Here is a 13,144-nt window from a genome sequence, read left to right as displayed (position 1 = left end):
CCGAGCGGTCGCCGCTCGTAAGGTATGCGAAGGCGAGCACGGCCCGGCCCGGCCCGGCCCACGAGACGTACAGCCGGGGCGAGAAAGGGGACGCGTCATGCATCACGCCCGCTGGAAACCGGCCCGCGAGAAGGCCCTCGCCGAGGGGTTCGCCGAATCGCCCGAGGCCGCGTCGGAGCCCCGATCGGGCACAAGTGATCTTGCAGGCAATTCGAGCGCGCCGAGATCCGACTGGCGATGGCCTTCGCGAAGGCCGTTTACGACCGCCGCGTTGAACTCGGGCTGTCCCAGGCCGAGGTCACCGAGCGCGCCGGACTCACCCAGGCCAAGGTCTCCCGCATCGAGGGCGCGGGCTCCGTCCCGACCCTCCCGCTGCTGCGCCGCCTGGCCCTGGGGTTGAACGCCTCGCTGAACATCGCGCTGGACGCGGACCACGAAGAGGTCACCTTCATCGCCCACCCCGCAGCCTGACTCCCGCTCACACCCCCCGCCCCCGCCCCCACTCCTCGAACTCCCCCACCACGTCCCGCAGCCGCCAGGGCGGGTCCTTCAGGAACATGTCGCGGAGTTCGGGGACGGGGACCGACGCCGGGCAGTAGTCGTCGTCCTCGTACAGGTCCTCGTGGTCCGGGTCCTCCATGGGGTCCCCCGGGACGCCGACGAACGGGCCGTCCCACGCCCCCGCCTCGAAGTCCGCCGCCGGGTTGACCTTCCACACCGCGCCCGCCCGTACGCACACCTCGCCGAGGTACCAGGCGGGGGCGGTCAGGCGCGGGGTGTCCTGGGCGGCGCGCACGTCCTCCCAGGCGGCCCCGGCGAAGTCCGCCCGTACCGCCCGCTCCAGCGCGTCAACCGAGGACGCGGAGAAGTCCCACTGCCCGGGGTGCGAGGCGGCCCACTCCCCGAACGCCGCCTCCTGCTCCGCCAGCCACGCGCCGAGCCGGGGGTGCTCCGTCCACTGCTGATCGCGCTCGCTCATGGCACCCGAGCGTACGGGAGCGGTGTAAGAACCTTGTGGAGATGGGGAGTTGGGAGTTTGGGGACCCAGAAAACTGTGAGGCCCCTGTGGGCCGCGAGGGCTACCGTGTGGTGCTGCGCGACACCATCGAGCACGGGGGCCCCTGGTGTCGCAGCATGCTGCACGCCCACTTCTTCGGGCTCCCGGGGAAAGACACGTTCGCGTGAACCGACCGATCTCCCGGATATCTCCGATATCCGCATCCACCCGCCGACCACACCTGTGGCCACGCGCCGCCGTCGCGCTCGCCACCGTCGGCATCCTCTCCGTCAGCGGCCTTCCGCAGCTCCAAGGCACCGCCGACGCCGCGACCAAGGCCATGCCCTGCGAGCAGATGTTCAAGCTCAAGGGCAAGCCCACCGACCCCGGCAAGCTGCCGTGGGCCAACGGTGACGCGGCCCGGCCCGAGGCCGACTGGGACTCCTACGGATTCCCCAACCAGCGTCAGGCCATGGACGGCCTGACCCTGCCCGACGACCCCGCCGCACGCGACAAGATCCTCGGCAAGCTCACCCTGCCCTACAAGAAGTACGCGGAGGGCACCCCCGAGCGGGTCTACGCCACGTACAAGGACTATCTGTCGCGCAACGGCAACGCCGACACCAAGTACGGCGGCTTCGGCAACTGGCTCAACGAGGCCTACATCGAGGTGTACGGGCGCAACCCGCGCGGTGAGGCCTTCCACGGCAAGGTCGTCAAGGACCTCGGCCTGATCGGGCCGGACTGGATCTGCGAGGAGACCGTCACGGTCACCGACCCGGACACCGGTAAGCCCTACACGCGGCGCTTCGACGCGGTCAATCACAAGACCAAGGAAGTCGTCGAGATCAAGTCCGGCGGAAACCACGACAGTTCGCAGGCCCCGAAGGACCGCGCGTTCCTGAAGGACCCCAAGTACAAGGACTACAAACTGCGGTACGCCTTCGGGCAGCAGCAGTCCCAGGACACCGCCCGCTACACGGAGAGCCTCAAGAAGCTCGGCGGGGCGGGCCGGGTCACCACGTACGAGCATGTCTCCACACCGGAGGCCCAGTTCAAGCCCGGCAAGTACACCGCGCAGGACACCGCGCGCAGCATCGGCCGCAGCCCCGACGTCATCCGGCAGTCGCCGCCCAACCCGGCCGACATGAAGCGCCAGATGGACCGCATCCGGGCCGCCGACCCCGAGGGCCTGCGCGTGCGCGGCCCCGGCGGCGTCGACTTCTCCAGCCTCGAACTGCGCTACGTCGGCAAGCCGGTCAAGGGCCAGGGCCTGAACTACTCGTTCTCCGCCAACAAGGTCGACGAGTCCTCGGGCCTCGGCTACGGCGGCAAGGAGCGCGCCGAGCTCATCTCCGACTCGTTCTTCACCTGGCTCGCCCTGACCCCGGAGAAGTTCTGGGTCAACCTCAACCCGGACGAGCCCGACCGGGTCATGGACAAGACGTTCGGCACGACCGACGCCGGCCGCGTCCTGCTCCAGGCCGACCTGGAGATGAAGCACGACTACGCCAAGGACATGGACCCCCGCACCGGCATCGGCAAACAGCTCTTCGCCAAGCTCGCGGCGGAGAACATCCCCTGCACCCACGGCGTCCGCAACTGGATCGTGCCCAAGCCCGCCGAGGTCCGCGAGCAGGACGGCGGCCTCTACATCCTCGACGCCCCGCTCAAGGTCAACTCGGTCCCGCAGGACTTCAAAACACCTCAGCCGAACGGCAGTTGCGACCTCACCGAGGCCCAGCACAAGCGCGTCCAGGAACTCATGGACACGATGATCGTGCCGGACATCGAGAAGAAGGTGAACACCGACGCCAAGTACGCCGACCTGCGCACCGTCTACAACGCGCGCGTCGCCGCCGAGTGGATCCGCCAGCAGGACGCGAAGTCGCCGACGGACTACCACGCGGTCATCAACAGCAACAAGGTGACCGACTGGCCCCTGCGCGGCAAGAACGCCTCGTGGACGCCCACGCAGACGTACAAGGATTACGTGAAGTCCTTCACCGAGGGCGACTACAGCTATCCCTGCGAGAAGGCCGGCCGCCCCGGCACCTGCGTGGCGGGCGGCGTCGACTTCTCCAAGTCGCCCAAGGAGAACGTCACTCAGGCCAAGTTCACCGCCGAGCACAAGAACCTGCCGCGTACCACCGACATCTCCGTGAAGGCGATGACGGACGACGCGGAGAACAAGGCGCTCCTCGCCCTCGGCGGCAACACCGCCGCCCACACCGGGACCGGCACGGGCGGCAACCCGACCCCCACCCCGACCCCGACCCACACCGGCGGCGGCTCCTCCACTCCCCCGGCCACCCCGGCCCCCGCCCCCTCCGGCCAGGGCGGTCACCGGCCGGCCCCCGGTGACCAGCACGCGAGCGGCGGCCTCGCCAACACCGGCACCCAGATCGCCACGATCGCGGGAGTGGCCGCGCTTCTGGTCGGCGCGGGCGCCGGCCTCGTCTGGCTCCGGCGCCGCCGCAACGGCCTCGGCTAGGAAGGCTCAGCGGCAGGACGTCCAGCAGGAGGTTCAGCAGGAGAAGGGGAAGGGGTGTCGCCGATCGGCGGCGCCCCTTCCGCGCTGTACGTCCCGGCCAGCACGGCGACCAGCCGCAGCGCCATGTCCATGTTGCAGCGCCCCAGATCCACCAGCGGGAACAGGACGTGGCCCCCGCACGTCAGCGGGTCGATCCTGAGCGACGGCAGCACCACCCCGGCCCGCCCCAGTTCCGTACGCAGCTGCTCCACGGCGTCCTCCGCCGCCCGCACCCGCTCCATTGCCGTCAGCGCCATCCGCCTTGCCCTCCTGCATACCGAGTGTTCCGCTTTCCTCACCCAGCGTGGCCGAGTCCCGCTAGCCTGACCACCGACGGCAACCCAACAACCCCGCATGTCCAGGGAGTTGCCCATGCCAGGCCCCAAGGACCTCGACCCCTCCTCCTCCCCCCGCGCCTTCCTCGGCGCCGAACTCCGCTTCGCCCGCGAAAAGTCCGGCCTCACTCAGGACGAACTCGGCCAACCCCTCTTCGTCTCCGGCTCCTTCATCGGCCAACTCGAAGCGGGCACGCGGCGCATGCACCTCGAATACGCCCGCCAGATCGACGAAATCCTGGGCACGGAGGGCTTCTTCACCCGCAACTGCGTCGCGGCGGCGAAGTCGAAGTACCCGGACCACTTCGCGGAGGCGGCGGAAGCGGAGGCGGTCGCGACGACCATCCGCGAGTACGCGCCGCTGCTGATTCCGGGGCTGCTTCAGACGGAGGCGTATGCGCGGGCGATGTTCCGCGCGGGCCACCTGACGGCGCCGGAAGAGTCGATCGACGAGCTGGTCGCCAATCGACTGGCTCGCTCTCAGCTCCTCGACGACCCAACAAAGCCACTGTTGTGGGCGGTGCTCGATGAAGCAGTCCTACGCCGGAGGGTCGGCGGATCGGCGGTCATGGCCGAGGCGCTGGCCCACGTTGCCGCGTTGGGCTTCCGACATCGCGTCATCGTTCAGGTGCTGCCGTTCGACGCCGGCGCACACATGGCACTGGGGGGCTCCCTCAAACTGATGGCCTTCGAGGACGCACCCCCGCTCGCCTATCTCCAGGGCCTTGGAACTGGACGGCTCCAGGACGACCCGGCCACCGTCACTCAGTACGAGCTGACCTACGATTTGGTCGGGGCCAGCGCGCTGTCACCACAACAATCCCTGGCCCTGATCGAATCAGTGGCGGAGGATTACGCTCATGAGGATCAGCCCTGAGTACGACCTGAGCAAGGCCACGTGGCACAAGTCCAGCTACAGCGGAGCGAGCGGCGGCGACTGCCTTGAGATCGCACGCTGGCAGAAGTCCAGCTACAGCGGTGGCGACGGTGGCGACTGCCTCGAGGTGGGCCGTTGGCGCAAGTCGACGTACAGCGACAGCAGCGGCGGCGACTGCCTCGAAGTCAGGGACGACATGCCGCACATCGTCCCGGTCCGGGACTCGAAGACCGCCCCCCACGGCCCGACGCTCGTGTTCCGAGCCGGGGCGTGGTCGGCCTTCATCGCGGACGTGAAGGGATCCAACGCGGCAGCCTGAGAACGCAGTTCACCAAGACGAGCCGGTCACCTCCCCGAGGTGACCGGCTCGTTGCGCATACGGCTCGAAGCTCACGCGCCGGACGCCGAGCCGTGCTGGAAATCGAATGGGTGGAGGGCCTCAACCCACCCCCCCACCCTGCGAGTTGGGCACGCGGCACAGCGGATCGGCACTTTCCGCGTTCGACTTGCCACAGAGGGTGACGAGCGTCTAGCGTCCCAGACAACAAATAGCCCCCGACAGGTGCTGAAACACCTACGGGGGCTTGGCCGCAAGATCGTTAGCAGCGATCCGACGGCGCAACCACCACGATCGAATCGAGCGATCCGATGGCTGACAGCCACTTTAGTGCCGACCCCTTCGCCGCGCATCCGGACCAGCATCCAATGGCCAGTCCGGGCTACGGAAAACGGTGTGTTCCCGGCCAACGCCCGCGCAGGAACGACGACTTCACGTACCTTTCGCCGCGCGAGGCGGCTGTTGCCGGGTACATAGACCGGCTTCCCGAGGGCGCGGACATGTCCGTGAAGACGCTGGCCAAGGTGCTGCCGTACGGGCAGTGCGCCCTGCGTACCGCGCTCCAACGCCTCGTGCAGGCAGGGCATCTGCGCCGGGGAAGGGAACATCTGCGCGGCTCGGACAGTGCGCGCTGGGTGACCCGGACCTGGTTCTCGCGTACGGCGCGGGACGACGCCTGGTGGGCGAAGTTCACCCGTGGGAGTGTCGACGACAGCTCCCCGTCCCCGCCACCCGCGCCGCCTGAGTCAGGTCCCCCGACGACTCAACCGGCTTGTCGGAGCCGGGCGTTGATCTTGCTGGCGGCCCTGGGCCGTACCGCACCCGCCCTCTCACTCTCGGCGCGGGACTGCGCGGAGTTGGCTCCGCTGGCGTCCGCGTGGTTCGAGCGCGGGGCAACGGAAGAGGACGTCCTTCGTGCGCTGACCACTGGTCTCCCGACCCCGGTCCACAGCCCGGCCGCCCTGACCCGGACCCGGCTCATCAACAAGTTGCCCCCGGAACCACCACCCCCGCGTCCGGTGCTGCGCATCCTGGAGTGCGCGAAGTGCGGCGCCCCGGGCCGCGCGGAGGCCCTGCCGGGCGGCGAGTGCGGCCCCTGCCGCGGCGAACCGGAACCCCGGCCCCCCGGCGAGGCCCTCTCCTCCGAACGGGTCCGCGCCCACGCCGCCGAGGCCCGCGCGGCAGCGATCCGCCGCACCGAGAGGACGCCCGCGTGACCCTGCAGCCCATCCGTGCGCGGGGCGGGGCGCGATGGAGGGGAGGAGGCGACGCCATGACCGCCTCCCACCCCTACGGCGCATCCGTTGAACTCCCCGACCCGGCGAACATCACCCTGGACACCGAAGAGCTGAAGAACTATGCCCTCTGAGCAGCCCTGGGCTCCATTTCACCCTGTGTGGCGTCAGAAGCCTCTCGTGCCTCCGCCGTCCCCTTGCCCCGGCCAGCCCAACCCCGGCTCCTGCGGGCCCACTTGATCCTGGACGGCTGCCGCCTTGTGCCGCCGCGATCGGAGGAGCCAGTAGCCGAGGAATGCACCGGCGAGAGCCACCACGCCAATTCCGGCTGCCAGTCCGTAAGTCGAGGCCTCGCTTTCGCCTCCCCCGGCCGCCTGGGGCGCCGCGTGGCCAGCGGGGGTCCCAGCGGGGGTCGGCTTGGGCGGTGCGGCTGACGCGGTGAGGTCGGGCAAGGGGTACACGTCGGCGGGGCCGGGGTCGCCGGGGTTTTCCAGGGCCACCCGGGGGCGCACGATGCCGTAGCCGATCGAGTCGTTCCGCTTGGCACCGTCCGTCGGCCCGCCGACCGTGTTGAGCATGACCCGCAGGACCTGGTTGTTCGTCCAGGTGGGGTGCTTGGACCAGATCAGGGCGGCGGAGGCGGAGGCCAGGGCGGTGGCGTCGCTGGTGCCGTGGGATGTGCATAGGCCGGTGTCGCTCGTGCAGGCATGCACCATGTCGTCGCCGGGCGCGGCCAGGTCTACTTGGGGGCCGTATTCGGACTCTGCGGTCTTACGGAGATCCTTGCCGACCGCCGCCACCCCGACCACGCCTGGTGTAGCGGCAGGGTATTCGACCTCGTTGCCGGCGTTGCCGCTGTTCCCCACGGCGGCGAAGACCAACGCCCCCTTGTCCAAGGCGTACTTCACCGCTGCGGTCAGCTGCGGTGAGCCTTCGCTTCGGCCTAGGGACAGGTTGATGACTTTCGCGTTCTGGTCGGCTGCGTAACGGATCGCCTGGGGTGCAATGACGTGGAACCGCTTGTCGCCCTCAGCCTGGTTGGCAGCAGTGCCCGCCTTCGGCATACGAATTGGGAGGATCTTTGTGCCTGGAGCCAGTCCGAAAGCACCCTTCCCGTCGTGAGACGCCCCCGTTCCCGCGATAAGCCCAGCCATGCCGGTGCCGTGTCCGTCATAATCGGTGCGTTCATCACCCGGCTGATCTTGTGCGAAGTCCTTGCCCGGCAGCACTTGCCCGCGCAGATCGGCATTGTTCGGGTCAACGCCTGTGTCGATCACAGCGACCGTGATGCCTTTGCCCGTGCTGGTCCGCCACATATCCCCAGCCTTCATGGCGTCAAGGAACCACTCGTCCTCGCGCGGTGTATTGGCCAGGGCTGGCCCAGCAGTAGCCCCAAGTAGCAGGGCACCGCACAGCGCCAATACCGCAGCCGACCCGCACCTGCGTCGAACACTGCTCCTCGGCATGGGCTTCCCTCGCGTCTTCCCTGAACACATCAGTCGATGACAGGCGGCACGGCTCGCCCGGCGCCCTGCTGCCACGTCTCTTCGTCCTCAACCAGGTAACCGGCTACCCCCTCACGGCGTGGGCGCGCCTTTTTGGAGTCCCGTGGCCCCTTGCCACCAGGGGTGCCGCTCGGGTTCGCGCCAACTGGCCTCCCGCCCGAGATGCCTCCTCGCTCCGCACTGGCACCAGATGCCGCGGAAGAGCGAGCGGCGGCTCGTCCCGACGGCTGCGCGCTCCCGCCGCTCACGCCGCCAGTCGCCGACGGGAAACGGGGGCCGGAAGCTGCTCCTGGACCACCGGGTGCCGTGCCCGAGCGGCCGAAACCCCCCGCTGGCCGACCGGCGGTCTGCCCCACCGGACCGGTCCCGGTGACGGGACCGGCCGCACTGCGGCCCACTCCTTCGCCGGCTCCTACAACGGTTCCCCTCGGGATGCTGCCGCTCGATCGTCCGGCGGGAGTGGGCATGGGACGACCTCCGGTGATGCCGGGGGTGCTGTCCGGCATGCGAATCGGGCTACGCCCGGACGCCGTCTGCCCACCAGGCCGGACCAGCGGATTTCCCCCTGCCGTAGACCGCCCTGCCCCCGTGGGGCCTGGAAACACATTCCGTTCCCCTCCAAGGGTCGACGGCGGGATACCTACCGCCGACACCTCACCGCTGTGAGCCGGAGGCGAGGTCAGCACGTTTTCTGCCGGGCTGGGTGTCGGTGCTGTATGCGGCAACGTAGCCACCGAGTCGATATCCAGCTTCGAGGGCTGCTGCGCGTTCCCCAACGTGGGGCTCACCGATGAGGAGTGGCTCGAATGGGACGTCGAGTACGGGCTCTCAGAGGCGGAAGTCTCGATGTGTGCCGGATGCTCCGGGGCGGCGCGGCCAGATGAAGAGGAATCCCCAGTCGCACCGCTGGAGTCCGGCCTCTCTTTGCCAGAGCCCTTCGAATCGTAGTGTTCCGGCGCAATCGACTGCGGCGGCGGCGGAAACTTGGGCCGCTCCAAGCCGTTCATCTGCGTCGCAGACTGCTGGTACGCCTGTCCCAGCTTCCGCATCTGGGCGACGGCCTCCTGCCGCACCTTCTCCTTGTCCGCTTCCAGCGCTGCCAGTTCGGCCGTCGACTTCCTGCTGATCGCTGCCGCGTCCGGGTCGTTGTGGGCCTTCTGGGCCGCGGCCAAGTTGCCCTCCGCGCCCGGCTTGTCGCGGGGGATGGCCGCCTGGGCCGAGGCGATCGCGTCGGAGGCGTGGCCCAGCCATGTCGAGGAGCCCTCGCTGAAGTCGCCCAGGCGCAGCGTGGCGTTGGCCAGGTCCGCGCTCCAGGTGCGGAACGCGTCCGCACCCGCGCCCTTCCAGTCGACCCACTGGGGGCGGACCTTCAGGTCGTCCGCGATCTTCCGGATCTCCTTGGCCGCTGCCGCCAGGCGGTCGGCGGCGCCCTGCACGGTGCCGCTGTTCGCCTGGTCGAGCCAGGCCAGCATGGCTTCGTGGCTCATGCCCTCGAACGGTGTGCCGCCCATCAGATCGTCCCTCCGGCGTCGCCGCCCGTGGGCGGCCGGTCGGGCTGGCCCGGCTTGTCCGGCTTGGGCTGGGCGGGGTGGTAGTCGCCGCCGTAGTGCTTCTTGGTCTCCACGGCGATCGCCGCCATCCGCTTGCGGACGTCCGCATCGATGTTCTGGTAGCCCTTGTGCGAGGCCAGTACCGCGATGCCCATGCCCTCGATGGAGTCCGACAGCAGCTTGGACAGGCTCTCCAGTTCGCTGATCACCGTCTCGTACGAGGTGAACAGGCCCGTCGCTTCGGCGAACGCGCCGCCTCCGCCCCCGAACTGGCCGCGGGCGAGCCGCTCCTGGCCCACCTCGCCGGGGCCGGCCGGAGAACCCTTGAGGTTCCGGATCAGCTCATCCACGCGTTGCTGGAACTTCGTGAACGACGTCAGCTCGGTGACCACGTCCCCGGCGGCGGTCTGCGCCACCTCAAGCACGTTGAAAGGCCAACCCGGTGACTCCGACGCCGCTCCACCCCCGTTTGGTGGCAAAACATCCTCCCCCGTACAGCACTGTTTTCACACGCAACGCAACTCTAACGAGCAGCAATTGCGGTTCCCAGTCGTACCCTCGCAAAGAGGGGCAGGAACAGGCCAATGTGGGAGGGCGGGGTCGCAGAGGTGGTCGTTCGTGAACCGGTCGGCGGGCTGGTGGTCGGCTACTTCGACGGCTTCAGGGTTATGCCGCCGTTGCCGCTGGTCAGGTCCAGGCGGTGGGGGGCGGCGGGGTCGTTCGGGATGTCGAGGGCCTTGTGGCCGTGGCCGGTTCGGGCCGAGACGCGGTAGGGCGCGCGCGGGGCGGTCACCGTGATGCTGCCGTTGGAGGTCTGGGCCGTGACGTTCTGGGCGGTGTCGGGTGTGAGGGAGATCGAGCCGTTGGACGCCATGGCCGTGATGCCCGTGCCCTTCAGGCCGTTCGCGTCGATCGAGCCGTTGCTCGTACGGATGTCGACCGGGCCCGTCGCGCCCCGTACCTTCACCGCGCCGTCGCTCGTGGACACCTGCACCTGGCCGACCGATGACAGGCTCAGCCCGCCCGCCCTGGTGGAGCCGGTGACCGGGACTCCGGCCGGAACGTCCACCGTGTAGTCGACCGAGCAGTGACCCGCGCAGCCGCCGAGCACGAGCACCCCGTTCTCCACGCGGTACGTCGATTCCGTCGGCTTCGTCTTGCCGCGGTAGGTGACCTCGCGGTGCACGGACACCTTCGCCAGGTCCTTCTTGCCCCGCACCCGGAACCCGTCCGAGGTTCCGTCGATGCGTACCGCGGTGATCCTGTCCTTGACCGTCGCGTCGTCCTTGAACGTCTGGTCGTCCAGCGGGCTGCACGCGGCGAGTCCGCCGACCACCAGGGCGGTCAGACACACGGCCGCGACGGTACGGGTCCGCAGGCGTGTGGTGCTCATGAAAGTCCCCCGGAAGTGCGTCAGTTGGGCTGCTTCGCGCCTGCCCCTCTGATCACCAAGCTAACCCCGCCCGCATCCCCGCACCATGGAGCCAGCACCACCTTCGAGGTTCGGAATTTCCCACCCTCCTGGTTCGGGCAGGTCCGGGAACGGCCGAGGGCGGCACCCCCACGATGGGGAGTGCCGCCCTCGGCGTACAGCAGTGAACTGCTGCGAACTGCTGTGTACCGCTACCTACATGGAGCTACCGAGCCGTGGCTCAGAAGTCCATGTCACCGCCCGGCATGCCGCCCGGAGCGGCCGCGGCGGCCTTCTCCGGCTTGTCGGCGATGACGGCCTCGGTGGTGAGGAAGAGCGCCGCGATGGAGGCGGCGTTCTGCAGCGCGGAGCGCGTGACCTTCGCCGGGTCGATGATGCCCTCGGCGATCATGTCGACGTACTCACCGGTCGCGGCGTTGAGGCCGTGGCCGACGGGCAGGTTGCGCACCTTCTCGACGATGACGCCACCCTCGAGACCACCGTTGACGGCGATCTGCTTGAGCGGGGCCTCCAGGGCCAGCTTCACGGCCTTGGCGCCGGTCGCCTCGTCGCCCTCAAGCTCAAGCTTCTCGAACACCGCGGAGGCCTGGAGCAGGGCCACGCCACCACCGGCGACGATGCCCTCCTCGACGGCCGCCTTCGCGTTGCGAACGGCGTCCTCGATGCGGTGCTTGCGCTCCTTGAGCTCGACCTCGGTCGCGGCACCGGCCTTGATGACCGCAACACCGCCGGCGAGCTTCGCCAGGCGCTCCTGCAGCTTCTCGCGGTCGTAGTCGCTGTCCGAGTTCTCGATCTCGGCGCGGATCTGGTTGACGCGGCCCTGGACCTGGTCGCTGTCACCGGAGCCGTCGACGATCGTCGTCTCGTCCTTGGTGATGACGACCTTGCGGGCGCGGCCGAGCAGGTCGAGACCGGCGTTCTCCAGCTTGAGGCCGACCTCCTCGGAGATGACGGTGCCGCCCGTGAGGATGGCGATGTCACCGAGCATGGCCTTGCGGCGGTCGCCGAAGCCCGGAGCCTTGACGGCGACGGACTTGAAGGTGCCACGGATCTTGTTGACGACCAGGGTCGACAGGGCCTCGCCCTCGACGTCCTCGGCGATGATCAGCAGCGGCTTGCCGGACTGCATGACCTTCTCGAGGAGCGGCAGCAGGTCCTTGACCGAGCTGATCTTCGAGTTGACGATCAGGATGTACGGGTCGTCGAGCGACGCCTCCATACGCTCCATGTCGGTGGCGAAGTACGCCGAGATGTAGCCCTTGTCGAAGCGCATGCCCTCGGTGAGTTCGAGCTCGAGACCGAAGGTCTGCGACTCCTCGACCGTGATGACGCCTTCCTTGCCGACCTTGTCCATCGCCTCGGCGATGAGCTCGCCGATCTGGGTGTCGGCGGCGGAGATGGAGGCCGTCGAAGCGATCTGCTCCTTGGTCTCGACATCCTTCGCCTGCTCCAGGAGGGCGGCGGAGACGGCCTCGACGGCCTTCTCGATGCCGCGCTTCAGGGCCATCGGGTTGGCGCCGGCGGCGACGTTGCGCAGACCCTCGCGCACCAGGGCCTGGGCGAGGACGGTCGCGGTGGTCGTTCCGTCACCGGCGACGTCGTCCGTCTTCTTGGCGACTTCCTTGACCAGCTCGGCGCCGATCTTCTCGTACGGGTCCTCGAGCTCGATCTCCTTGGCGATGGAAACACCATCGTTGGTGATCGTGGGGGCGCCCCACTTCTTCTCGAGGACGACGTTGCGGCCCTTGGGGCCGAGGGTGACCTTGACGGCGTCGGCGAGCTGGTTCATCCCGCGCTCGAGACCGCGCCGTGCCTCCTCGTCGAACGCGATGATCTTGGCCATGTGAAGTGGTCCTCCCGGACAGGGGTGGCGTTCTTCGTGGATCGCGCCGGTGCCCGCGACGGACGGCCTGCATCCCTTGTGGTTCCTTGCCCCACGCGGTCTGCGGGCCTCACTGACCCGATCCAAGTTCTGTCACTCTCACTGGGAGAGTGCTAAGCCCAATGATTAGCACTCGGCCCCTGCGAGTGCAAGCGAGTCTCTTGAAACGGACGCCTTCTCTTCGGGGTTCCTCACGGGCCTCCGGGCCCCGGTTTCCGGTGCGGACTCCGCCCCCACGCCCCGGCCGGACCGGCTCGTTCGCGACCGTGCGTAGCAGCTCGCGCCGCTTCCCGCGCCCCCGGCACGCGCCGTCGGTGCAGCGCTCTCCGGTATACGTGCGCCGTCGGCACGGCACCCTCCGGCAGCGGTCGGGGCCAGGAGAAGCCGACCAGGATGCTCAGGCCGACCAAGGGACGCTCAGGCCGACCGGGGACGCTCAAAGGGGGCCACCCTCTCGGGTG

At 69.0% G+C, this 13,144-nt stretch carries 12 protein-coding genes; 5 read left to right on the top strand and 7 right to left on the bottom strand.

Annotated features, from left to right (window positions below):
• Positions 1-237: 237 nt before the first annotated feature.
• Positions 238-471 carry a helix-turn-helix domain-containing protein gene (locus tag IE267_RS40515; RefSeq protein ID WP_189765567.1) on the top strand — a complete coding sequence of 78 codons (234 nt, stop codon included), beginning with the start codon at positions 238-240 and terminating at the stop codon, positions 469-471.
• 7 nt (positions 472-478) lie between these two features.
• On the opposite strand, the gene IE267_RS31935 is transcribed toward IE267_RS40515, so the two are convergent.
• Complete coding sequence (locus IE267_RS31935; RefSeq protein WP_189765566.1) at positions 479-979, bottom strand: hypothetical protein; 501 nt, start codon at positions 977-979, stop codon at positions 479-481.
• 202 nt (positions 980-1,181) lie between these two features.
• Here IE267_RS31935 and IE267_RS31930 point away from each other — a divergent pair, with 202 nt between their 5' ends.
• Positions 1,182-3,491, top strand: a complete 2,310-nt coding sequence (locus tag IE267_RS31930) for an LPXTG cell wall anchor domain-containing protein (protein WP_189765565.1) — start codon at positions 1,182-1,184, stop codon at positions 3,489-3,491.
• Here IE267_RS31930 and IE267_RS31925 read toward each other — a convergent pair.
• Positions 3,488-3,787: a hypothetical protein gene (locus tag IE267_RS31925; RefSeq protein ID WP_229861534.1), complete on the bottom strand. Its 300-nt coding sequence runs from the start codon at positions 3,785-3,787 to the stop codon at positions 3,488-3,490. The two genes, IE267_RS31930 and IE267_RS31925, sit on opposite strands and share 4 nt — an antisense overlap.
• Positions 3,788-3,902: 115 nt before the next feature.
• Here IE267_RS31925 and IE267_RS31920 point away from each other — a divergent pair, with 115 nt between their 5' ends.
• The 3 genes from IE267_RS31920 to IE267_RS31910 all read left to right on the top strand — a co-directional run bounded on the left by IE267_RS31920 (position 3,903) and on the right by IE267_RS31910 (position 6,296).
• Entirely contained in the window at positions 3,903-4,742 is an 840-nt protein-coding gene (locus IE267_RS31920) for a helix-turn-helix domain-containing protein (RefSeq protein WP_189765564.1), read from the top strand.
• Entirely contained in the window at positions 4,726-5,061 is a 336-nt protein-coding gene (locus IE267_RS31915; protein ID WP_189765563.1) for a DUF397 domain-containing protein, read from the top strand. Before IE267_RS31920 ends, IE267_RS31915 begins: the two co-directional genes overlap by 17 nt.
• A gap of 329 nt (positions 5,062-5,390) precedes the next feature.
• Positions 5,391-6,296, top strand: coding sequence for a hypothetical protein (locus tag IE267_RS31910; RefSeq protein WP_373304617.1), 906 nt, complete (start codon positions 5,391-5,393; stop codon positions 6,294-6,296).
• A gap of 185 nt (positions 6,297-6,481) precedes the next feature.
• Here the strand turns inward: IE267_RS31910 and mycP are convergent, their stop codons facing one another.
• The 5 genes from mycP to groL all read right to left on the bottom strand — a co-directional run bounded on the left by mycP (position 6,482) and on the right by groL (position 12,644).
• Positions 6,482-7,645, bottom strand: coding sequence for a type VII secretion-associated serine protease mycosin (mycP, locus tag IE267_RS31905; protein WP_229861533.1), 1,164 nt, complete (start codon positions 7,643-7,645; stop codon positions 6,482-6,484).
• A 164-nt stretch (positions 7,646-7,809) separates the two neighbouring features.
• Positions 7,810-9,306, bottom strand: coding sequence for a translation initiation factor IF-2 (locus IE267_RS31900; protein WP_189765561.1), 1,497 nt, complete (start codon positions 9,304-9,306; stop codon positions 7,810-7,812).
• Between the two features lie 23 nt (positions 9,307-9,329).
• On the bottom strand, positions 9,330-9,785 hold the full coding sequence (locus IE267_RS31895; protein ID WP_229861532.1) for a DUF2563 family protein: 456 nt from the start codon (positions 9,783-9,785) through the stop codon (positions 9,330-9,332).
• 230 nt (positions 9,786-10,015) lie between these two features.
• A complete protein-coding gene (locus IE267_RS31890; RefSeq protein WP_167158064.1) occupies positions 10,016-10,762 on the bottom strand; it encodes a DUF4097 family beta strand repeat-containing protein in 747 nt (248 codons plus the stop codon).
• 259 nt (positions 10,763-11,021) lie between these two features.
• On the bottom strand, positions 11,022-12,644 hold the full coding sequence (gene groL, locus IE267_RS31885; RefSeq protein WP_100577753.1) for a chaperonin GroEL: 1,623 nt from the start codon (positions 12,642-12,644) through the stop codon (positions 11,022-11,024).
• Between the last annotated feature and the right edge of the window lie 500 nt (positions 12,645-13,144).

The organism is Streptomyces xanthochromogenes (assembly GCF_014650455.1).
In the GTDB taxonomy this organism is placed as follows: domain Bacteria; phylum Actinomycetota; class Actinomycetes; order Streptomycetales; family Streptomycetaceae; genus Streptomyces; species Streptomyces xanthochromogenes.
Note: the sequence above shows the minus strand (reverse complement) of the source record. Positions and strands in the feature narration are given on the sequence as shown.